The sequence below is a fragment of the Streptomyces glaucescens genome, assembly GCF_002154375.1.
In the GTDB taxonomy this organism is placed as follows: Bacteria; Actinomycetota; Actinomycetes; order Streptomycetales; family Streptomycetaceae; genus Streptomyces; species Streptomyces glaucescens.
This window is the reverse complement of the sequence record NZ_MUND01000237.1, coordinates 1-15,465: the sequence shown is the minus strand read 5'-3', so window position 1 is coordinate 15,465 and position 15,465 is coordinate 1. Positions and strand designations below refer to the sequence as shown.

The window sequence follows — 15,465 nt, the reverse complement described above, 5'->3', positions numbered from 1 at the left end:
CGGAAGGGGCCCTCGGCGCGGTCGGCGATCCACTCGTGCCAGGCGGCCTCCACGCGGGCCGGGGTGAGTGCGCAGCCGTGCCGGGCGAGCAGCAGGCCGGAGAAGATCGCGTACTCGGTGTCGTCGGTGCCGGCCGGGGTGTCGGTGACGTAGCCCGTGATGCGGCCCCAGCGGGCTCGGATCTCCGAGGGCTTGAGGTTCTCGGCGGGGGCGCCCAGCGCGTCCCCGACCGCGAGGCCGAGCAGCGCGCCGCGTGCCCGCTCGCGGAGGCGGGCGGCGTTCGCGGGCGGCGGGACCGAGGGAATGCAGGCGGTCGATGCCATGCGGGCCTCTCCTCTCAGGGCGCCGAGGGCGGCGCAAAGCCCTTTGCGGAACTGTCCCCCGGCGCGGCGTTCCGCGCAGCCTCAGGGGCCTCAGCATCACCCGGTCGACATATGTGCGGGACCCTCCACGGATGAGCGAGAAAGCGTAAAACCGCAGGTTAGCCCAGCCTTTCCTTGCTGGCGGGCGGGAACTCGGAGGCGTACTCTTGCTGTTGTCGAAAAGTAGAAGCAGTCCAAAGAAGCTTTCCTGGGGGACCGGTATGGCCATCATCGAGACCGAGGCGCCGCTGCACGAAGCGCACCGCGACAACCACACGCACCGGGACGTGAACGGCGGCTGGCTGCGCCCCGCCGTCTTCGGCGCGATGGACGGCCTGGTCTCCAACCTCGCCCTGATGACCGGTGTCGCCGGGGGCACCGCCAGTCAGCACACCGTCGTCATCAGCGGGCTCGCGGGCCTCGCCGCCGGCGCCTTCTCCATGGCGGCCGGCGAGTACACCTCCGTGGCCTCCCAGCGCGAGCTGGTCGAGGCCGAGCTGGACGTGGAGCGGCGCGAGCTGCGCCGGCACCCCAAGGACGAGGAGGCGGAGCTGGCCGCGCTGTACGTGTCACGGGGCGTCGACCCCGCTCTCGCGCGGGACGTGGCGCGGCAGCTGTCGAAGGATCCCGAGCAGGCGCTGGAGATACACGCCCGCGAGGAACTGGGCATCGACCCCGGCGACCTGCCGTCGCCGCTGGTCGCCGCGGTGTCGAGCTTCGGCTCCTTCGCGCTGGGCGCCCTGCTGCCCGTACTGCCGTATCTGCTGGGGGCGAGTGCCCTGTGGCCGGCCGTGCTGCTGGCGCTGCTCGGGCTGTTCCTGTGCGGTGCGGTGGTGGCCAAGGTGACCGCGCGGAGCTGGTGGTTCAGCGGTCTGCGCCAGCTCGCCCTGGGTGGTGCCGCGGCCGGTGTGACGTACGTCCTGGGCATGGCGTTCGGTGTGGCCGTAGGATGACGCGGCTGGAACTTATGCGATGGGCCGCATAAGTAGCCGTTACTCGTTGGTTTCGAACGCTTAACCATCGGGCATGAGCCGTAAGCGCTGCGGGCAATGACGCCTGCGGCGCACCTGCGGGGTGAGCGACGCTGCTTCCCCCGCCAGCGGGCCGTGGGACATCGATCTGTCCGCATCGGTCCCCCAGACTTCCGCCGCCGAGCGCGGCACCTGCCGCCACCGCGGCGTCCGCTTGCTGGAACGGAGTATCCGGTTCCCGAGAACCGCTCCATCATGTAACCTGCACGAAATTTTGATCTCATCGCAGATCCGCAGAGGGCCAACGTCGTCCCTCGGCAGCTCCCCCAGAGCCCTTCGGGCCTGGGAGGTACCACCAGCCACATGACGACGACGGGAGAGCCGATGCGTACGCCGCGCCAGCCGTCCCAGCACTCCGCGAATGGCCAGAACTGGTCCTTCATGGATGCTCGCCCTGCTGCGCAGGGTATGTACGACCCCCGCAACGAGCACGACGCCTGCGGCGTCGGCTTCGTCGCCACCCTTACCGGCGAGGCGTCCCACACCCTGGTCGAGCAGGCCCTCACCGTCCTGCGCAACCTCGAGCACCGCGGTGCCACCGGCTCCGAGCCGGACTCCGGCGACGGCGCGGGCATCCTCTCCCAGGTGCCGGACGCCTTCTTCCGCGAGGTGGCCGAATTCCAGCTGCCCGAGGCCGGTGCCTACGCCGTCGGCATCGCCTTCCTGCCGGAGGACGGCACCGCCGACGCCGTCTCGCGCATCGAGACGATCGCCGGCGAGGAGGGCCTCACGGTCCTCGGCTGGCGCGAGGTCCCGGTCGCACCCGACCTGCTCGGCGCGACCGCCCGCTCGACCATGCCGGTCTTCCGCCAGATCTTCGTCACCGACGGGCAGTCCACGGGCATCGCCCTGGACCGCAAGGCGTTCCTGCTGCGCAAGCGCGCCGAGCGCGAGGCCGGCGTCTACTTCCCGTCGCTGTCCGCGCGGACCATCGTCTACAAGGGCATGCTGACCACCGGCCAGCTGGAGCCCTTCTTCCCGGACCTGTCCGACCGCCGCTTCGCCTCCGCGATCGCGCTCGTGCACTCCCGGTTCTCCACGAACACCTTCCCGTCGTGGCCGCTCGCACACCCCTACCGGTTCGTCGCGCACAACGGTGAGATCAACACCGTCAAGGGCAACCGCAACTGGATGCGCGCCCGCGAGTCCCAGCTGGTCTCCGACCTGTTCGGCGAGGGCGAGCTGGACCGCGTCTTCCCGGTGTGCACCCCGGACGCCTCCGACTCCGCGTCCTTCGACGAGGTGCTGGAGCTGCTGCACCTCGGCGGCCGTTCGCTGCCGCACTCCGTGCTGATGATGATCCCGGAGGCGTGGGAGAACCACGACTCCATGGACCCGGCCCGGCGCGCGTTCTACCAGTACCACTCCACGATGATGGAGCCCTGGGACGGCCCCGCCTGCGTCACCTTCACCGACGGCACCCAGGTCGGCGCCGTGCTCGACCGCAACGGCCTGCGCCCGGGCCGCTACTGGGTCACCGACGACGGCCTCGTCGTCCTCGGCTCCGAGGTCGGCGTGCTCGACATCGACCCGGCCAAGGTCGTCCGCAAGGGCCGCCTCCAGCCCGGCCGGATGTTCCTCGTCGACACCGTCGAGCACCGCATCATCGAGGACGACGAGATCAAGGCCCAGCTGGCCGCCGAGGCGCCGTACGCCGAGTGGCTGGAGGCCGGCGAGATCGAGCTGAGCGACCTGCCCGAGCGTGAGCACATCGTGCACACCCACGCCTCGGTCACCCGCCGCCAGCAGACCTTCGGCTACACCGAGGAGGAGCTGCGCGTCATCCTGGCCCCCATGGCCAAGGCCGGCGCCGAGCCGATCGGCTCGATGGGCACCGACTCGCCGATCGCCGCTCTCTCCGAGCGCCCCCGGCTGCTCTTCGACTACTTCACCCAGCTGTTCGCACAGGTCACCAACCCGCCGCTGGACGCGATCCGCGAGGAGCTGGTCACCTCCCTGCGCTCGTCGCTGGGCCCGCAGGGCAACCTGCTGGAGCCGACCGCCGCGTCCTGCCGCAGCGTCGTGCTGCCCTTCCCGGTGATCGACAACGACGAGCTGGCCAAGCTCATCCACATCAACGCCGACGGCGACATGCCCGGCATGAAGGCCGCGACCCTTTCCGGCCTCTACCGGGTCTCCGGCGGCGGTGACGCCCTCGCCGCGCGCATCGAGGAGATCTGCGCCGAGGCCGACGCCGCCATCGAGAACGGCGCCCGCCTGATCGTCCTGTCGGACCGCCACTCCGACGCCGAGCACGCGCCGATACCGTCGCTGCTGCTCACCGCGGCCGTCCACCACCACCTCATCCGCACCAAGCAGCGCACCCAGGTGGGCCTGCTGGTCGAGGCCGGCGACGTCCGCGAGGTCCACCACGTCGCCCTGCTCATCGGCTACGGCGCCGCCGCCGTCAACCCGTACCTGGCGATGGAGTCCGTCGAGGACCTGGTCCGCGCGGGCACCTTCCTGCCGGGCATCGAGCCCGAGCAGGCCATCCGCAACCTGATCTACGCCCTCGGCAAGGGCGTGCTGAAGGTCATGTCGAAGATGGGCATCTCGACCGTCGCCTCCTACCGCGGCGCCCAGGTCTTCGAGGCCGTCGGCCTGGACGAGGCCTTCGTCGAGAAGTACTTCAACGGCACCGCCACCAAGATCGGCGGCGTCGGCATCGACGTCATCGCCAAGGAGGTCGCCGCCCGCCACGCCAAGGCCTACCCGGCCTCCGGCATCGCTCCCGCGCACCGCGCGCTGGAGATCGGCGGCGAGTACCAGTGGCGCCGCGAGGGCGAGCCGCACCTGTTCGACCCGGAGACGGTCTTCCGCCTCCAGCACTCCACGCGCTCCGGCCGCTACGACATCTTCAAGAAGTACACCGAGCGCGTGAACGAGCAGTCCGAGCGGCTGATGACGCTGCGCGGCCTGTTCGGCTTCAAGTCGGACCGGCAGCCGATCCCGGTCGAGGAGGTCGAGCCGGTCTCCGAGATCGTCAAGCGCTTCTCGACGGGTGCCATGTCGTACGGCTCCATCTCGAAGGAGGCGCACGAGACCCTCGCCATCGCCATGAACCAGCTGGGCGGCAAGTCCAACACCGGTGAGGGCGGCGAGGACCCGGAGCGCCTGTACGACCCGGCGCGCCGGTCGTCGATCAAGCAGGTGGCCTCCGGCCGCTTCGGCGTGACCTCCGAGTACCTGGTCAACGCCGACGACATCCAGATCAAGATGGCGCAGGGCGCCAAGCCCGGCGAGGGCGGCCAGCTGCCCGGCCACAAGGTCTACCCGTGGGTGGCCAAGACCCGTCACTCGACGCCGGGTGTCGGCCTGATCTCGCCGCCGCCGCACCACGACATCTACTCGATCGAGGACCTGGCCCAGCTGATCCACGACCTGAAGAACGCGAACCCGCAGGCGCGGATTCACGTCAAGCTGGTCTCCGAGGTCGGCGTCGGCACGGTCGCGGCGGGTGTGTCCAAGGCGCACGCGGACGTCGTGCTGATCTCCGGCCACGACGGCGGCACGGGTGCCTCCCCGCTCACCTCGCTGAAGCACGCGGGCGGCCCCTGGGAGCTGGGCCTCGCCGAGACCCAGCAGACCCTGCTGCTCAACGGACTGCGCGACCGGATCGTGGTGCAGACCGACGGCCAGCTGAAGACCGGCCGTGACGTGATCATCGCCGCGCTGCTCGGCGCCGAGGAGTTCGGTTTCGCGACCGCGCCGCTCGTCGTCTCCGGCTGCGTCATGATGCGCGTCTGCCACCTGGACACCTGCCCGGTCGGCATCGCCACCCAGAACCCGGTCCTGCGCGACCGCTTCTCCGGCAAGGCCGAGTACGTCGTCAACTTCTTCCGGTTCATCGCCGAAGAGGTCCGCGAGCTGCTGGCCGAGCTGGGCTTCCGCTCCATCGAGGAGGCCGTGGGCCACGCCGAGGTGCTGGACGTCGAGCGCGCGGTGAACCACTGGAAGGCGCAGGGCCTGGACCTGGAGCCGCTGTTCCACGTGCCCGACCTGCCCGAGGGCGCGGTCCGCCACGCCCTGATCGCTCAGGACCACGGCCTGGAGAAGGCGCTGGACAACGAGCTGATCAAGCTGGCCGCCGACGCGCTCGCCGCGAACGACGCCAGCGAGGCCCAGCCGGTGCGCGCCCAGGTCGCCATCCGCAACATCAACCGCACGGTCGGCACCATGCTCGGCCACGAGGTGACGAAGAAGTTCGGTGGCGCGGGCCTGCCCGACGACACCATCGACATCACCTTCACCGGCTCCGCCGGCCAGTCCTTCGGCGCCTTCGTGCCGCGCGGTGTCACGCTGCGCCTGGAGGGCGACGCCAACGACTACGTCGGCAAGGGCCTCTCGGGCGGCCGGATCGTGGTCCGCCCGGACCGCGGCGCCGACCACCTCGCCGAGTACAGCGTCATCGCCGGCAACACCATCGGCTACGGCGCCACCGGCGGCGAGATGTTCCTGCGCGGCAAGGTCGGCGAGCGCTTCTGCGTCCGCAACTCCGGCGCGCTGGTGGTCTCCGAGGGCGTGGGCGACCACGGCTGCGAGTACATGACCGGCGGTCACGCGGTGGTCCTCGGCGAGACGGGCCGCAACTTCGCGGCCGGCATGTCCGGCGGTGTCGCCTACGTCATCGACCTGGACCGCGACAACGTCAACGTCGGCAACCTGGACTCCGTCGAGGCGCTGGACGACGCGGACAAGCAGTGGCTGCACGACGTGGTGCGCCGCCACCACGAGGAGACGGGTTCGACCGTCGCCGAGAAGCTGCTCGCGGACTGGGACTCCGCCGCCGAGCGGTTCAGCAAGATCATCCCCCGTACGTACAAGGCAGTGCTCGCCGCCAAGGACGCCGCCGAGCGAGCCGGTCTCTCCGAGTCCGAGATCACCGAGAAGATGATGGAGGCGGCGATCAATGGCTGACCCGAAGGGCTTTCTGAACCACGGCCGCGAGGTCGCCAAGTCCCGCCCGGTCGAGGAGCGCGTCCGGGACTGGAACGAGGTCTACGTCCCCGGCTCGCTGCTGCCGATCATCAGCAAGCAGGCCAGCCGCTGCATGGACTGCGGCATCCCGTTCTGCCACAACGGCTGTCCGCTGGGGAACCTGATCCCCGAGTGGAACGACTACGCCTACCGCGAGGACTGGTCGGCCGCGCAGGAGCGCCTGCACGCCACCAACAACTTCCCGGAGTTCACCGGCCGCCTCTGCCCGGCTCCCTGTGAGTCGGCGTGTGTGCTCGGCATCAACCAGCCGCCGGTCACCATCAAGAACGTCGAGGTCTCGATCATCGACAAGGCGTGGGAGACCGGGGACGTCGCCCCGCAGATCCCGGAGCGCCTGTCCGGCAAGACCGTCGCCGTCGTCGGCTCGGGTCCCGCGGGCCTGGCCGCCGCCCAGCAGCTGACCCGGGCCGGTCACACCGTGGCCGTCTACGAGCGCGCGGACCGTGTCGGAGGCCTCCTCCGCTACGGCATCCCCGAGTTCAAGATGGAGAAGCGGCACATCAACCGCCGCATCGAGCAGATGCGCGCGGAGGGCACCCGCTTCCGCACCGGCGTCGAGATCGGCCGGGACCTGAAGGCGACGGACCTGAAGAAGCGGTACGACGCGGTGGTCCTGGCGGTCGGCGCGACGACCGCGCGCGACCTGCCGGTGCCGGGCCGCGAGCTCAAGGGCATCCACCAGGCCATGGAGTACCTGCCGCTGGCCAACAAGGTCCAGGAGGGCGACTTCGTGGCGCCCCCCATCACGGCCGAGGGCAAGCACGTCGTGGTCATCGGCGGCGGCGACACCGGCGCGGACTGCGTGGGCACCGCCCACCGCCAGGGCGCGGCATCGGTGACGCAGCTGGAGATCATGCCCAGGCCGGGCGAGGACCGGGCGCCGCACCAGCCGTGGCCGACCTTCCCGATGCTGTACAAGGTCACCAGCGCCCACGAGGAGGGCGGCGAGCGGGTCTACTCGGTCTCCACCACCCACTTCGAGGGCGACGAGGACGGCAACGTCCAGTGGCTGCACCTGGTCGAGGTGGAGTTCGTCGAGGGCAAGCTGACCCAGAAGCCGGGCACGGAGCGCAAGATCCCCGCCCAGCTGGTCACCCTGGCGATGGGCTTCACCGGCACCGACCGGGAGAACGGCCTGGTCGAGCAGTTCGGCCTGGACCTCGACGAGCGGGGTAACATCGCCCGTGACGCCGACTTCCAGACGAACGTCCCGGGTGTCTTCGTCGCCGGTGACGCGGGCCGCGGCCAGTCGCTCATCGTGTGGGCGATCGCCGAGGGCCGCTCGGCCGCCCGTGGCGTGGACCGCTTCCTGACCGGTGCCAGCGAGCTGCCGGCCCCGATCCGCCCGACGGACCGTGCCCTGACGGTCTGACGGCCACAACGGTGACCTGAGGGTCACCCGCACACGTCCCGTACAAAGGCGTACGGAACACAGACGGCGCCTGCCCTTGGTCCCCGACCGGACGATGGGGCAGGCGCCGCCGCTTTTCCCGAGGGGGCCACGGCACCGAAGCGCCTACGGCACCTTGTACGTCTCCCCGTACATCGCCCACTCCAGCGGGGTGTTCAGCCCCAGGTTCCCCGCGTTCAGCCAGCGGCGCTGGGCGGTGTCGACGCGGGAGGTGTCGGCGGTCGCCTTCTTGGCGCGCATGGCGTCGCGGCGGATGTCGAGGAAGGCCTCCAGGTACGCCGTCTCGTCGCCGCCCATGGCGGGGGTGGCGGCCTTGCCCAGCGCGCGTTCGCGCATGCCGTAGAAGCCCTCCGGGCTGGTGTCGGGCCCGTGGAAGACCATGGCGTCGTAGTAGACGAACTGGCCGAGCGTGCCGAGGCCGTCGAGCTTGGCGAGGCGGACCGCCGGGTCGAAGTAGACGCGGTCGCGCTCCTCCTCCTGGGCCCGCTGGAAGGCGGGGACCTCCGCCTCGGCCTTCCACGCCTTCGTGAAGCCGGGGTCCAGGCCCTCGTGGGAGTCCGTGCCGTCGACCTCGCGCAGGGCGGGCAGATAGCGGGCGAGGCCGTTGTCCGGGTGGTCCGCGGTGTAGCGCTCCACCAGGGCGAGCAGGTCGTGGGTGCCGGTGCAGAACCCGGCGATGCCGGCGGTGTAGCCCAGGCCGTCGCCGTGGTCCTTGATGAAGCCGTAGGAGGCCCGCCAGTTCAGCGTGGAGGCCGCGGACGTGGCGAGGATCCGGTGCGCCAGCTCCCGCTTGTCCGGGGCGGCGAGGCCGGGCGGCAGGCTCGCGATCACCTTGTCGTCGGCGGCGCGTTCGGCCGCCGCGGCCCGTTCGGCCTTCGCCTTGGCGTCCTCCCGGGCCTGCTGGGAGGCGGCGGCCCGGTCCCCGGGCGCCTCGGAGGAGCCGGCCGGGACGAGGAAGTAGGCGGCCGCCGTGACGAGCACGGGCACGGCCGCGAAGAGCAGGCAACTGGTTCTCTTCATGTCACACCGTCCCGCCGGTCAGCTGGGACGCCTTTCCGTAGGTCAGCAGCAGGAGCAGCGCCAGCAGCCCGGCGCAGGCGGCGGCGTGGAGCAGGGTACGGCGCGGCCCCCGCGGCACGAACGCGTAGGCCGCGGTCACCGCGCCGCCCGCGAGGAAGCCGCCGAGGTGGCCCTGCCAGGACGTGAGACCCGCGGAGACCAGCAGCCACATCAGCAGCAGCGCGGTGGACCGGTTGACGGCCGCCATGCCGACGCCGAGACGCCGGGCCATGACGTAGTGCGCGGCGCCGAGGCCGAAGAGCCCGCCGGAGGCGCCGACGAAGGCGGCGGACGGCTCGGCGAGGAGCAGTTCGGCGACCGAACCGCCGAGGACGGCCAGCAGATAGAGGGCGAGAAAGCGGACCCGGCCGAGCTGGGCCTCCAGGATCCGGCCCAGGTGCCACAGCGCGAGCATGTTCATCACGATGTGGGCGAGCCCGAAGGTGCCCTGGGTGGGCAGCAGATGCAGGAAGCCGCTGGTGATCAGCCGCTCCCACTCGCCGGCGACCAGGCCCTCGGGGTGGAGGTACCCGAAGTAGGCGCCCTCGTAGAGGTACTGGTCGCCGTCCGGCCCCACCAGCCGGGCGCCGACCATCTCGAACCGGGTCTGGAACTCGGGGAGGACCAGCTGGACGAGGTAGGCCAGCACGTTCAGCGCGATGAGGGCGCAGGTCACCGCGGGCGTGCCGGAGACCTTGCCGCCGACGATCGTCCGGGCCTGCCGGACCGACCGGGCGCCCTCCTCGACGCACTCCGGGCACTGGTGGCCGACCGCTGCCTCGCGCATGCAGTCCGGGCAGATGTGGCGGTCGCAGCGCACACACCGGACGTGGCACTCGACCCCGGGGTGGCGGTAGCAGGTCGTGAAAGTGGACTCGGGTTCCAGGGCCGGCTCCTCGATAGGGCTGGTGACGGTCGAGCCGGTGGGGTCGGCGGCGAACAAAATAACGAACGCCGCTGAGCAGCGGGGACGGTGGGGCCCCGGGTGCCGCCGGGTGCCGTACGCTCGGCGGCCGGGAGAGCGGTGATCAAGGGGGAACGGTATGGCGGCGATCAGCCTCGACAAGGTGCGGGAGACCGCTCCGGCGCTGGTGAACCTCTACAAGAGCGCCGGGGTGTCGCTCGTCAAGCACGGACTGGAGGGGCAGCGCGCCGCCGTCTACCTGGTGGTCGACCACTCCGGCTCCATGAGGCCGTACTACCGGGACGGCAGCGTGCAGGCGCTCGCCGACCGGGTGCTGGGGCTCTCCGCCCATCTCGACGACGACGGCCGGGTGCCGGTGGTGTTCTTCTCCACCGGCATCGACACCGTCACCGACATCGCGCTCGCCGGCCACCGGGAGCGGATCGAGCGGATCGCGGCCGGGCTCGGGCACATGGGCAGGACCAGCTACCACCTGGCGATGGACGCCGTCATCGACCACTACCTCGACAGCGGCGCCACGGACCCCGCCCTGGTCGTCTTCCAGACCGACGGCGGTCCGGTCGACAAGGTCGCCGCCGAGCGGTACCTGTGCAAGGCGTCCCGGCTGCCGCTGTTCTGGCAGTTCATCGGCTTCGGCGACCCGGACAGCCGGCAGTTCGACTTCCTGCGCAGGCTCGACGAGCTGCCGGTGCCCGGCCGGCGGATGGTGGACAACGCCGGGTTCTTCCACGCCGGCGAGGACCCCTCGAAGGTCTCCGACGCCGAGCTGTACGACCGTCTGGTGGGCGAGTTCCCGGCGTGGCTCACGGCGGCCCGCGCCGCAGGCATCCTGCCGGTCACGACATCCGCTTGAACTGTTCCTCGCTGAGGCTGAGGTCCAGGGCGGCCACGTTCTCCGCCAGGTGGTCCGGCGCGGAGGTGCCCGGGATGGGCAGCACGTTCGGGGCGCGGTGCAGCAGCCAGGCCAGCATGGTCTGCGTGCGGGTGGCGCCCAGCTCCCGCGCCACCTCGGCGACCGGGGTGCCGTCGGCCGCGAACTCGCCGCGCGCGACCGGGAAGTACGGCACGAACGCGACACCGCGTCCGGCGGTGTGGTCGACCACCGGGTCGTGTCCGCGCTCGGCCAGGTTGTACATGTTCTGCACGGCCGCGATCGGCGCGATCTTGGAGGCCGCCTCGATCTCCGCCACCGACACCTCGGACAGCCCGATGTGCCGTATCTTGCCCTCCTCCTGGAGTTGCCCGAGCGCGCCGATCTGCTCGGCGAGCGGGTAGGCGGGGTCGACGCGGTGCAGGTAGAAGAGGTCTATCCGGTCGGTGCCCAGCCGGCGCAGGCTCAGCTCCGCCTGCTGCCGCAGATAGGCGGGGTGGCCGTGGGTGATCCACTCCGTGGGGCTCGGCCGCAGCACCCCCGCCTTGGTGGCGATCGCCACCTCGTCGCGGTACGGGTGCAGCGCCTCGGCCAGCAACTCCTCGTTCGCGCCCAGGGCGTAGGCATCGGCGGTGTCGAAGAGGTTCACGCCCAGGCCGGCCGCCGTGCGCAGCAGGGCGACCGACTCGGCGCGGTCGGTGGGGGCCGTCCAGATGGGGGCGGTCGTCCCGCCGCGCTCGTGCGGGGCGTTCGCCAGGCGCATCGCGCCGTAGCCGATCCGCCGTACCTCCAGGTCGCCACCGATGCGGAATACCGTCGTGTTCGTCATGGCTGTGACCGTACGAGCTCACATGGATGTGAGCTTCAAGGTCGTGTGACGTGGTTCACAGGAGGGGGATCATGAGGATCGGGGAGCTGGCCCGCGAGACCGGGGTGAGCGTACGGCTGCTGCGCTACTACGAGGAGCAGGGCCTGCTCGACGCCGACCGCACCCCCGGCGGCCAGCGGGTCTACGCCGCGGACGCGCCGCGCACCGTGCGCCGCATCCGCACCCTCCTCGACGCCGGGCTGCCCACCCGTGTCATCCGCGAGGTCCTGGACTGCGTGTGCGGCGGCGACACCGAGGTGGAGCCCTGCCTGACGCCGCTGCTCCTGGAGCAGCTGGAGGGCATCGAGCAGCGCATCGCCCGGCTGGAGGGGTCCCGTACCTCACTGACCCGGCTGCTCGCCCCGCAGGCCTGACACCGCCGCCGGCGAGGGCGAACCCGGCGGCCCCTACGTGTCGCACTCCAGCACCGTCCGGCACAGCGCGCACCGCGCCCGTACCCGCCCCCGTACCGGCACCCTGATCCGCTGGTGGCAGGTCGGACAGGGGAACGACACCCGCAGCGGCCCCTGGGCGTCGGGCGTGAACGTGTAGGGCGTGTCCGGCGCGGTGACGACGGCCTGCCGGTCCTGGGCGTGCCGCCGGTCGCGGGCGTAACGGCGCCGGCCCGCCCAGCCGGCCGCCGTCAGCGGCGGCTGCTGCCCGTCCCGGCGGGCCAGGGCCAGGCCCTTGGTGTACGCCGTGTACGCCTGCGGGCTGGTGAACCAGACCGACGGGTCCTCGCCGAAGAGCAGCGCGCGCTTGGCGAGGACGTACCCGAACTCCTCGGGGGTCAGATAGCCGAGCTTCTGGCTGGACGCCGCGTCCTCCCGGTAGGCGTCCAGCAGCAGCCAGCCGGCGCCCAGGTAGGTCGTCGTCGTGTCCGTCAGGATCTCGTTGTCGCGGGTGCCGGGGAACGCCAGGCCCAGGCGGTGCAGATAGACGTGGGTCACCTCGTGGGCGAGCGCCGCGCCGATGTCCCGCCGGTGGGTGCGGAAGCGGTCGTTCAGCTCCACGAAGTACTCGGGGCCCGCGGCGAGTTCGACGTTCGCGGCGTGCGGCATCTCGCGGAAGCTCACGATGAGCCGGGCGTCCGGCAGCCGGTAGTGCCGCACCAGTTCCCGGGCCACCCGCTGGGCGCCGAGATAGACGTCGTCCGTGTCGCAGAAGGCCACGTCGGCCGGGGCCACGCTGGTCGCGAAAGTGTGCACGGTGTCGTACGACAGGCGCCTGTACAGCGCGGTGACGGCGGCCCGCACCGTCTCCAGGTGCGGGTAGCCGTGCTCGACCGGTCCGCCGTTGGCCACGCCGACCCCCAGGACGTCTCGAACCCGGTTTCCACTCTACGAGCAGGGGAGCGGATTTTCGCCCGAGGGGTTCCTTCCGGGGGGCGTGAGATCCGTCCTTGTCATGGACGCCGACTGATCACATACTGCGAGCCGCCCAACCCCCCACGAAAGGACGTACGTTGACCCATACCACGACCATCGCCGCCAAGAGAGGCGGCCTGGCGCTGGCGAAGAAGGCCGCCGCGGCCGGTGCCGTCGCCCTGGCGGTCGCCAGCCTCCAGCCGGTCAGCGCCGCGCACGCCGCCGACGCGCGCGTCATCGGCGGGAAGCCCGCCGCGCAGAACGAGTTCCCCTTCATGGTCCATCTCTCCATGGGCTGCGGCGGGGCGCTCTACAAGAAGGACATCGTCCTGACCGCCGCCCACTGCATGGACGGCTCCGGCAACAACACCCGCATCACCGTCACCGCGGGTGTCGCCGACCTGAACTCCGCGGGCGCGATCAAGGTCAAGTCGACCAAGGTCAAGGTGGCCCCCGGCTACGACGGCGTCGGCAAGGACTGGGCGCTGATCAAGCTCGCCAAGCCGATCGACCGGCCCACGCTGAAGATCGCCACGACGACGAAGTACAACCGCGGCACCTTCACGATCGCGGGCTGGGGCGACGTCCGGGAGGGCGCCGGCACCGGCACGACCAAGCTGCAGAAGGCCGACGTGCCGTTCGTCAGCGACCGCGCGTGCAAGTGGCACTACGGCAACCGCCTGGTGCCCAAGCAGGAGCTGTGTGCCGGCTACGCCAGCGGCGGCATCGACACCTGCCAGGGCGACTCGGGTGGCCCCATGTTCCGCAAGGACGACGCGGGCAAGTGGATCCAGGTCGGCATCGTCAGCTGGGGTGACGGCTGCGCCCGCTCCGGCGTGCCCGGTGTCTACACCGAGGTCAGCACCTTCGCCAAGGACATAGCCAAGGCCGCGTCGACGCTGTAGCCGGCCCGACGCGAGACGGTACGGCGGAGCCGCCCCCACCGGGGTGCGGCTCCGCCGTGATCCGTCCGCGTGCCCGGGAGACCGCCTTCCGGGACCGTCTTCCCGGCCCGCCTCCCGGCCCCGCCCCGGGTATGTAGAAATCCGCTCGGTCCCGCCGCGGGCCCCTGGCAGAATCCGGGCCGTGACCGCCGAACAGCATCACCTCGATCACCCCCGTCGTCCCGGCCGGCCCGAGGCCGCCGTCCAGCTCTCCTTGCGGACCGGCGGGCAGGACGACGCTCTGGAGAAGCTCCTCGACGAGGAACTCACCGCCTTCAACGGCGTGGCCTGCGAAGCGGGGACCCCGGAGGAGTTCAGTGTCCGCGTCGAGGACGCCGCCGGTGAGCCGGCCGGCGGACTCACCGGGTACGTCTGGGGCGGGCTCTGCGCCGTCCACCTGCTGTGGGTGCGCGAGGACCTGCGCGGCGCGGGGTGGGGGAGCCGGCTGATGCGGGCCGCCGAGGAGGAGGGCGTCCGGCGCGGCTGCACCGACATGACCGTCTCGACGTACACCTTCCAGGCCCCCGGGTTCTACCGGAAGCTGGGCTTTTGTGAGACGGGGCGCACCCCGGGCGTCCCCGGAGGCCACGCGGACGTCTCCTTCCACAAGACGATCGGTGGATGATCGGCGAGTGATCGGCGAGTGATCGGCCGGGGTGCCGCCCCGTAGGGTGGTCCCCCATGAGCACCAGCAACACCAGTACCGGTGACGCCGACCCCGCCGTCCACGACGAGCTCGCCCGGCTCCGGGACAGCATCGACAACATCGACGCGGCCGTCGTCCACATGCTCGCCGAGCGCTTCAAGTGCACCCAGCAGGTCGGCCGGCTCAAGGCCGTGCACCATCTGCCGCCCGCCGACCCCGCGCGCGAGGCGCGGCAGATCGCTCGGCTGCGGTCGCTCGCGGAGAGCGCCAAACTGGACCCCGCGTTCGCTGAGAAGTTGCTCAACTTCATCATCGCCGAGGTGATCCGCCACCACGAGCGCATCGCCGAGGACGCGGTGAGCGGCGAGCCCTCGGCTCCGAGCTGACCTGGGCGGACGAGCCCGGGGCGGGGCCCCGGCCGCGCGCGGGAGCGGGCCGCGCCCTGCACGCCCCGTCAGCCGTCCGGTACGCCCTGTCAGTACCCGGCCCTAGTCTGGTGGGGTACGCCTGGGGCGGACCCGCCGTCCGCGCGGGAGGGGAGGCACGGGCATGCCGACGGATGCCGAGATCCTCATCGTCGACGAGCACGAGGACACGCTGTACGCCCTGGAGAGCGCCCTCGCCCCGCTCGGCCGCCGGCTGGGGCGGGCCACCAGCGGCGACCAGGCACTGAAACGGGCGCTGCGCGGGCAGGTCGGCCTCCTGCTGCTCGACGCGCACCTGCCCGGTGACGACGACCTCGGGGTGGTGCGCTGTCTGCGCCGCCTCGAGCAGACCCAGCACATCCCCGTCGTCCTGCTCACCGGCTTCGGCCCGGACCGGGAACTGACCGCCGCCGCCTTCGGCCTGGGCGTCGCCGACCTGGTCCGCAAGCCCGTGGACCCCTGGGCGCTGCGCACCAAGGTCCGCTATCTCTACGACGCCCATCAGCGTCACCTGGCCCAGCGCGACGAGATCCGCGACCTGCGCGCCCGGCTGACGGC

General features: G+C 71.4%; 14 protein-coding genes. 9 read left to right on the top strand and 5 right to left on the bottom strand.

What is annotated here, in order from left to right; all coding sequences use genetic code 11:
• Positions 1-323 (bottom strand): ADP-ribosylglycohydrolase family protein (locus CCN42_RS17120; protein ID WP_211294729.1); only part of this gene is annotated, 323 nt, incomplete at its 3' end.
• 260 nt (positions 324-583) lie between these two features.
• Between CCN42_RS17120 and CCN42_RS17115 the strand changes: the two genes are divergently transcribed.
• The 3 genes from CCN42_RS17115 to CCN42_RS17105 all read left to right on the top strand — a co-directional run bounded on the left by CCN42_RS17115 (position 584) and on the right by CCN42_RS17105 (position 7,763).
• The gene (locus CCN42_RS17115) at positions 584-1,315 is read left to right on the top strand and encodes a VIT1/CCC1 transporter family protein (RefSeq protein ID WP_086168569.1); all 732 of its coding nucleotides are present in this window, start codon (positions 584-586) and stop codon (positions 1,313-1,315) included.
• Positions 1,316-1,717: 402 nt separating this feature from the next.
• Positions 1,718-6,310, top strand: a complete 4,593-nt coding sequence (gene gltB / locus CCN42_RS17110) for a glutamate synthase large subunit (protein ID WP_086736716.1) — start codon at positions 1,718-1,720, stop codon at positions 6,308-6,310.
• A complete protein-coding gene (locus tag CCN42_RS17105) occupies positions 6,303-7,763 on the top strand; it encodes a glutamate synthase subunit beta (protein ID WP_086736714.1) in 1,461 nt (486 codons plus the stop codon). The genes gltB and CCN42_RS17105 overlap by 8 nt, the downstream gene beginning before the upstream one ends.
• 144 nt (positions 7,764-7,907) lie before the next feature.
• Here CCN42_RS17105 and CCN42_RS17100 read toward each other — a convergent pair whose 3' ends face one another.
• Together CCN42_RS17100 and CCN42_RS17095 are read right to left on the bottom strand one after the other, a co-directional pair.
• Entirely contained in the window at positions 7,908-8,822 is a 915-nt protein-coding gene (locus CCN42_RS17100) for a chitosanase (protein ID WP_086736712.1), read from the bottom strand.
• A gap of 1 nt (position 8,823) precedes the next feature.
• Positions 8,824-9,747 carry a rhomboid family intramembrane serine protease gene (locus CCN42_RS17095; protein ID WP_086736722.1) on the bottom strand — a complete coding sequence of 308 codons (924 nt, stop codon included), beginning with the start codon at positions 9,745-9,747 and terminating at the stop codon, positions 8,824-8,826.
• A gap of 157 nt (positions 9,748-9,904) precedes the next feature.
• Between CCN42_RS17095 and CCN42_RS17090 the strand changes: the two genes are divergently transcribed.
• Positions 9,905-10,639 carry a vWA domain-containing protein gene (locus CCN42_RS17090; protein ID WP_086736710.1) on the top strand — a complete coding sequence of 245 codons (735 nt, stop codon included), beginning with the start codon at positions 9,905-9,907 and terminating at the stop codon, positions 10,637-10,639.
• Here CCN42_RS17090 and CCN42_RS17085 read toward each other — a convergent pair.
• The gene (locus CCN42_RS17085; protein ID WP_086736708.1) at positions 10,623-11,486 is read right to left on the bottom strand and encodes an aldo/keto reductase; all 864 of its coding nucleotides are present in this window, start codon (positions 11,484-11,486) and stop codon (positions 10,623-10,625) included. The genes CCN42_RS17090 and CCN42_RS17085 overlap by 17 nt on opposite strands.
• Positions 11,487-11,557: 71 nt before the next feature.
• On the opposite strand from CCN42_RS17085, the gene CCN42_RS17080 reads away from it, so the two are divergent.
• A complete protein-coding gene (locus tag CCN42_RS17080) occupies positions 11,558-11,899 on the top strand; it encodes a MerR family transcriptional regulator (RefSeq protein ID WP_086736706.1) in 342 nt (113 codons plus the stop codon).
• 33 nt (positions 11,900-11,932) lie between these two features.
• Here CCN42_RS17080 and CCN42_RS17075 read toward each other — a convergent pair whose 3' ends face one another.
• Positions 11,933-12,829: a hypothetical protein gene (locus tag CCN42_RS17075; RefSeq protein ID WP_086736704.1), complete on the bottom strand. Its 897-nt coding sequence runs from the start codon at positions 12,827-12,829 to the stop codon at positions 11,933-11,935.
• A gap of 200 nt (positions 12,830-13,029) precedes the next feature.
• On the opposite strand from CCN42_RS17075, the gene CCN42_RS17070 reads away from it, so the two are divergent.
• The 4 genes from CCN42_RS17070 to CCN42_RS17055 all read left to right on the top strand — a co-directional run.
• Positions 13,030-13,797 carry a S1 family peptidase gene (locus CCN42_RS17070; protein WP_086736720.1) on the top strand — a complete coding sequence of 256 codons (768 nt, stop codon included), beginning with the start codon at positions 13,030-13,032 and terminating at the stop codon, positions 13,795-13,797.
• Positions 13,798-13,978: 181 nt separating this feature from the next.
• Positions 13,979-14,461, top strand: coding sequence for a GNAT family N-acetyltransferase (locus CCN42_RS17065; protein ID WP_245877327.1), 483 nt, complete (start codon positions 13,979-13,981; stop codon positions 14,459-14,461).
• A 56-nt stretch (positions 14,462-14,517) separates the two neighbouring features.
• Positions 14,518-14,868 carry a chorismate mutase gene (locus CCN42_RS17060; RefSeq protein WP_086736702.1) on the top strand — a complete coding sequence of 117 codons (351 nt, stop codon included), beginning with the start codon at positions 14,518-14,520 and terminating at the stop codon, positions 14,866-14,868.
• A gap of 163 nt (positions 14,869-15,031) precedes the next feature.
• On the top strand, positions 15,032-15,465 hold a 434-nt coding region (locus CCN42_RS17055), incomplete at its 3' end, for a response regulator (RefSeq protein WP_107427603.1).

Coding starts and splice junctions, on each gene's coding strand:
- CCN42_RS17115 (WP_086168569.1), top strand. CDS start 584: ATGGCCATCATCGAGACCGAGGCGCCGCTGCACGAAGCGCACCGCGAC.
- gltB (WP_086736716.1), top strand. CDS start 1,718: ATGCGTACGCCGCGCCAGCCGTCCCAGCACTCCGCGAATGGCCAGAAC.
- CCN42_RS17105 (WP_086736714.1), top strand. CDS start 6,303: ATGGCTGACCCGAAGGGCTTTCTGAACCACGGCCGCGAGGTCGCCAAG.
- CCN42_RS17100 (WP_086736712.1), bottom strand. CDS start 8,822: ATGAAGAGAACCAGTTGCCTGCTCTTCGCGGCCGTGCCCGTGCTCGTC.
- CCN42_RS17090 (WP_086736710.1), top strand. CDS start 9,905: ATGGCGGCGATCAGCCTCGACAAGGTGCGGGAGACCGCTCCGGCGCTG.
- CCN42_RS17085 (WP_086736708.1), bottom strand. CDS start 11,486: ATGACGAACACGACGGTATTCCGCATCGGTGGCGACCTGGAGGTACGG.
- CCN42_RS17080 (WP_086736706.1), top strand. CDS start 11,558: ATGAGGATCGGGGAGCTGGCCCGCGAGACCGGGGTGAGCGTACGGCTG.
- CCN42_RS17060 (WP_086736702.1), top strand. CDS start 14,518: ATGAGCACCAGCAACACCAGTACCGGTGACGCCGACCCCGCCGTCCAC.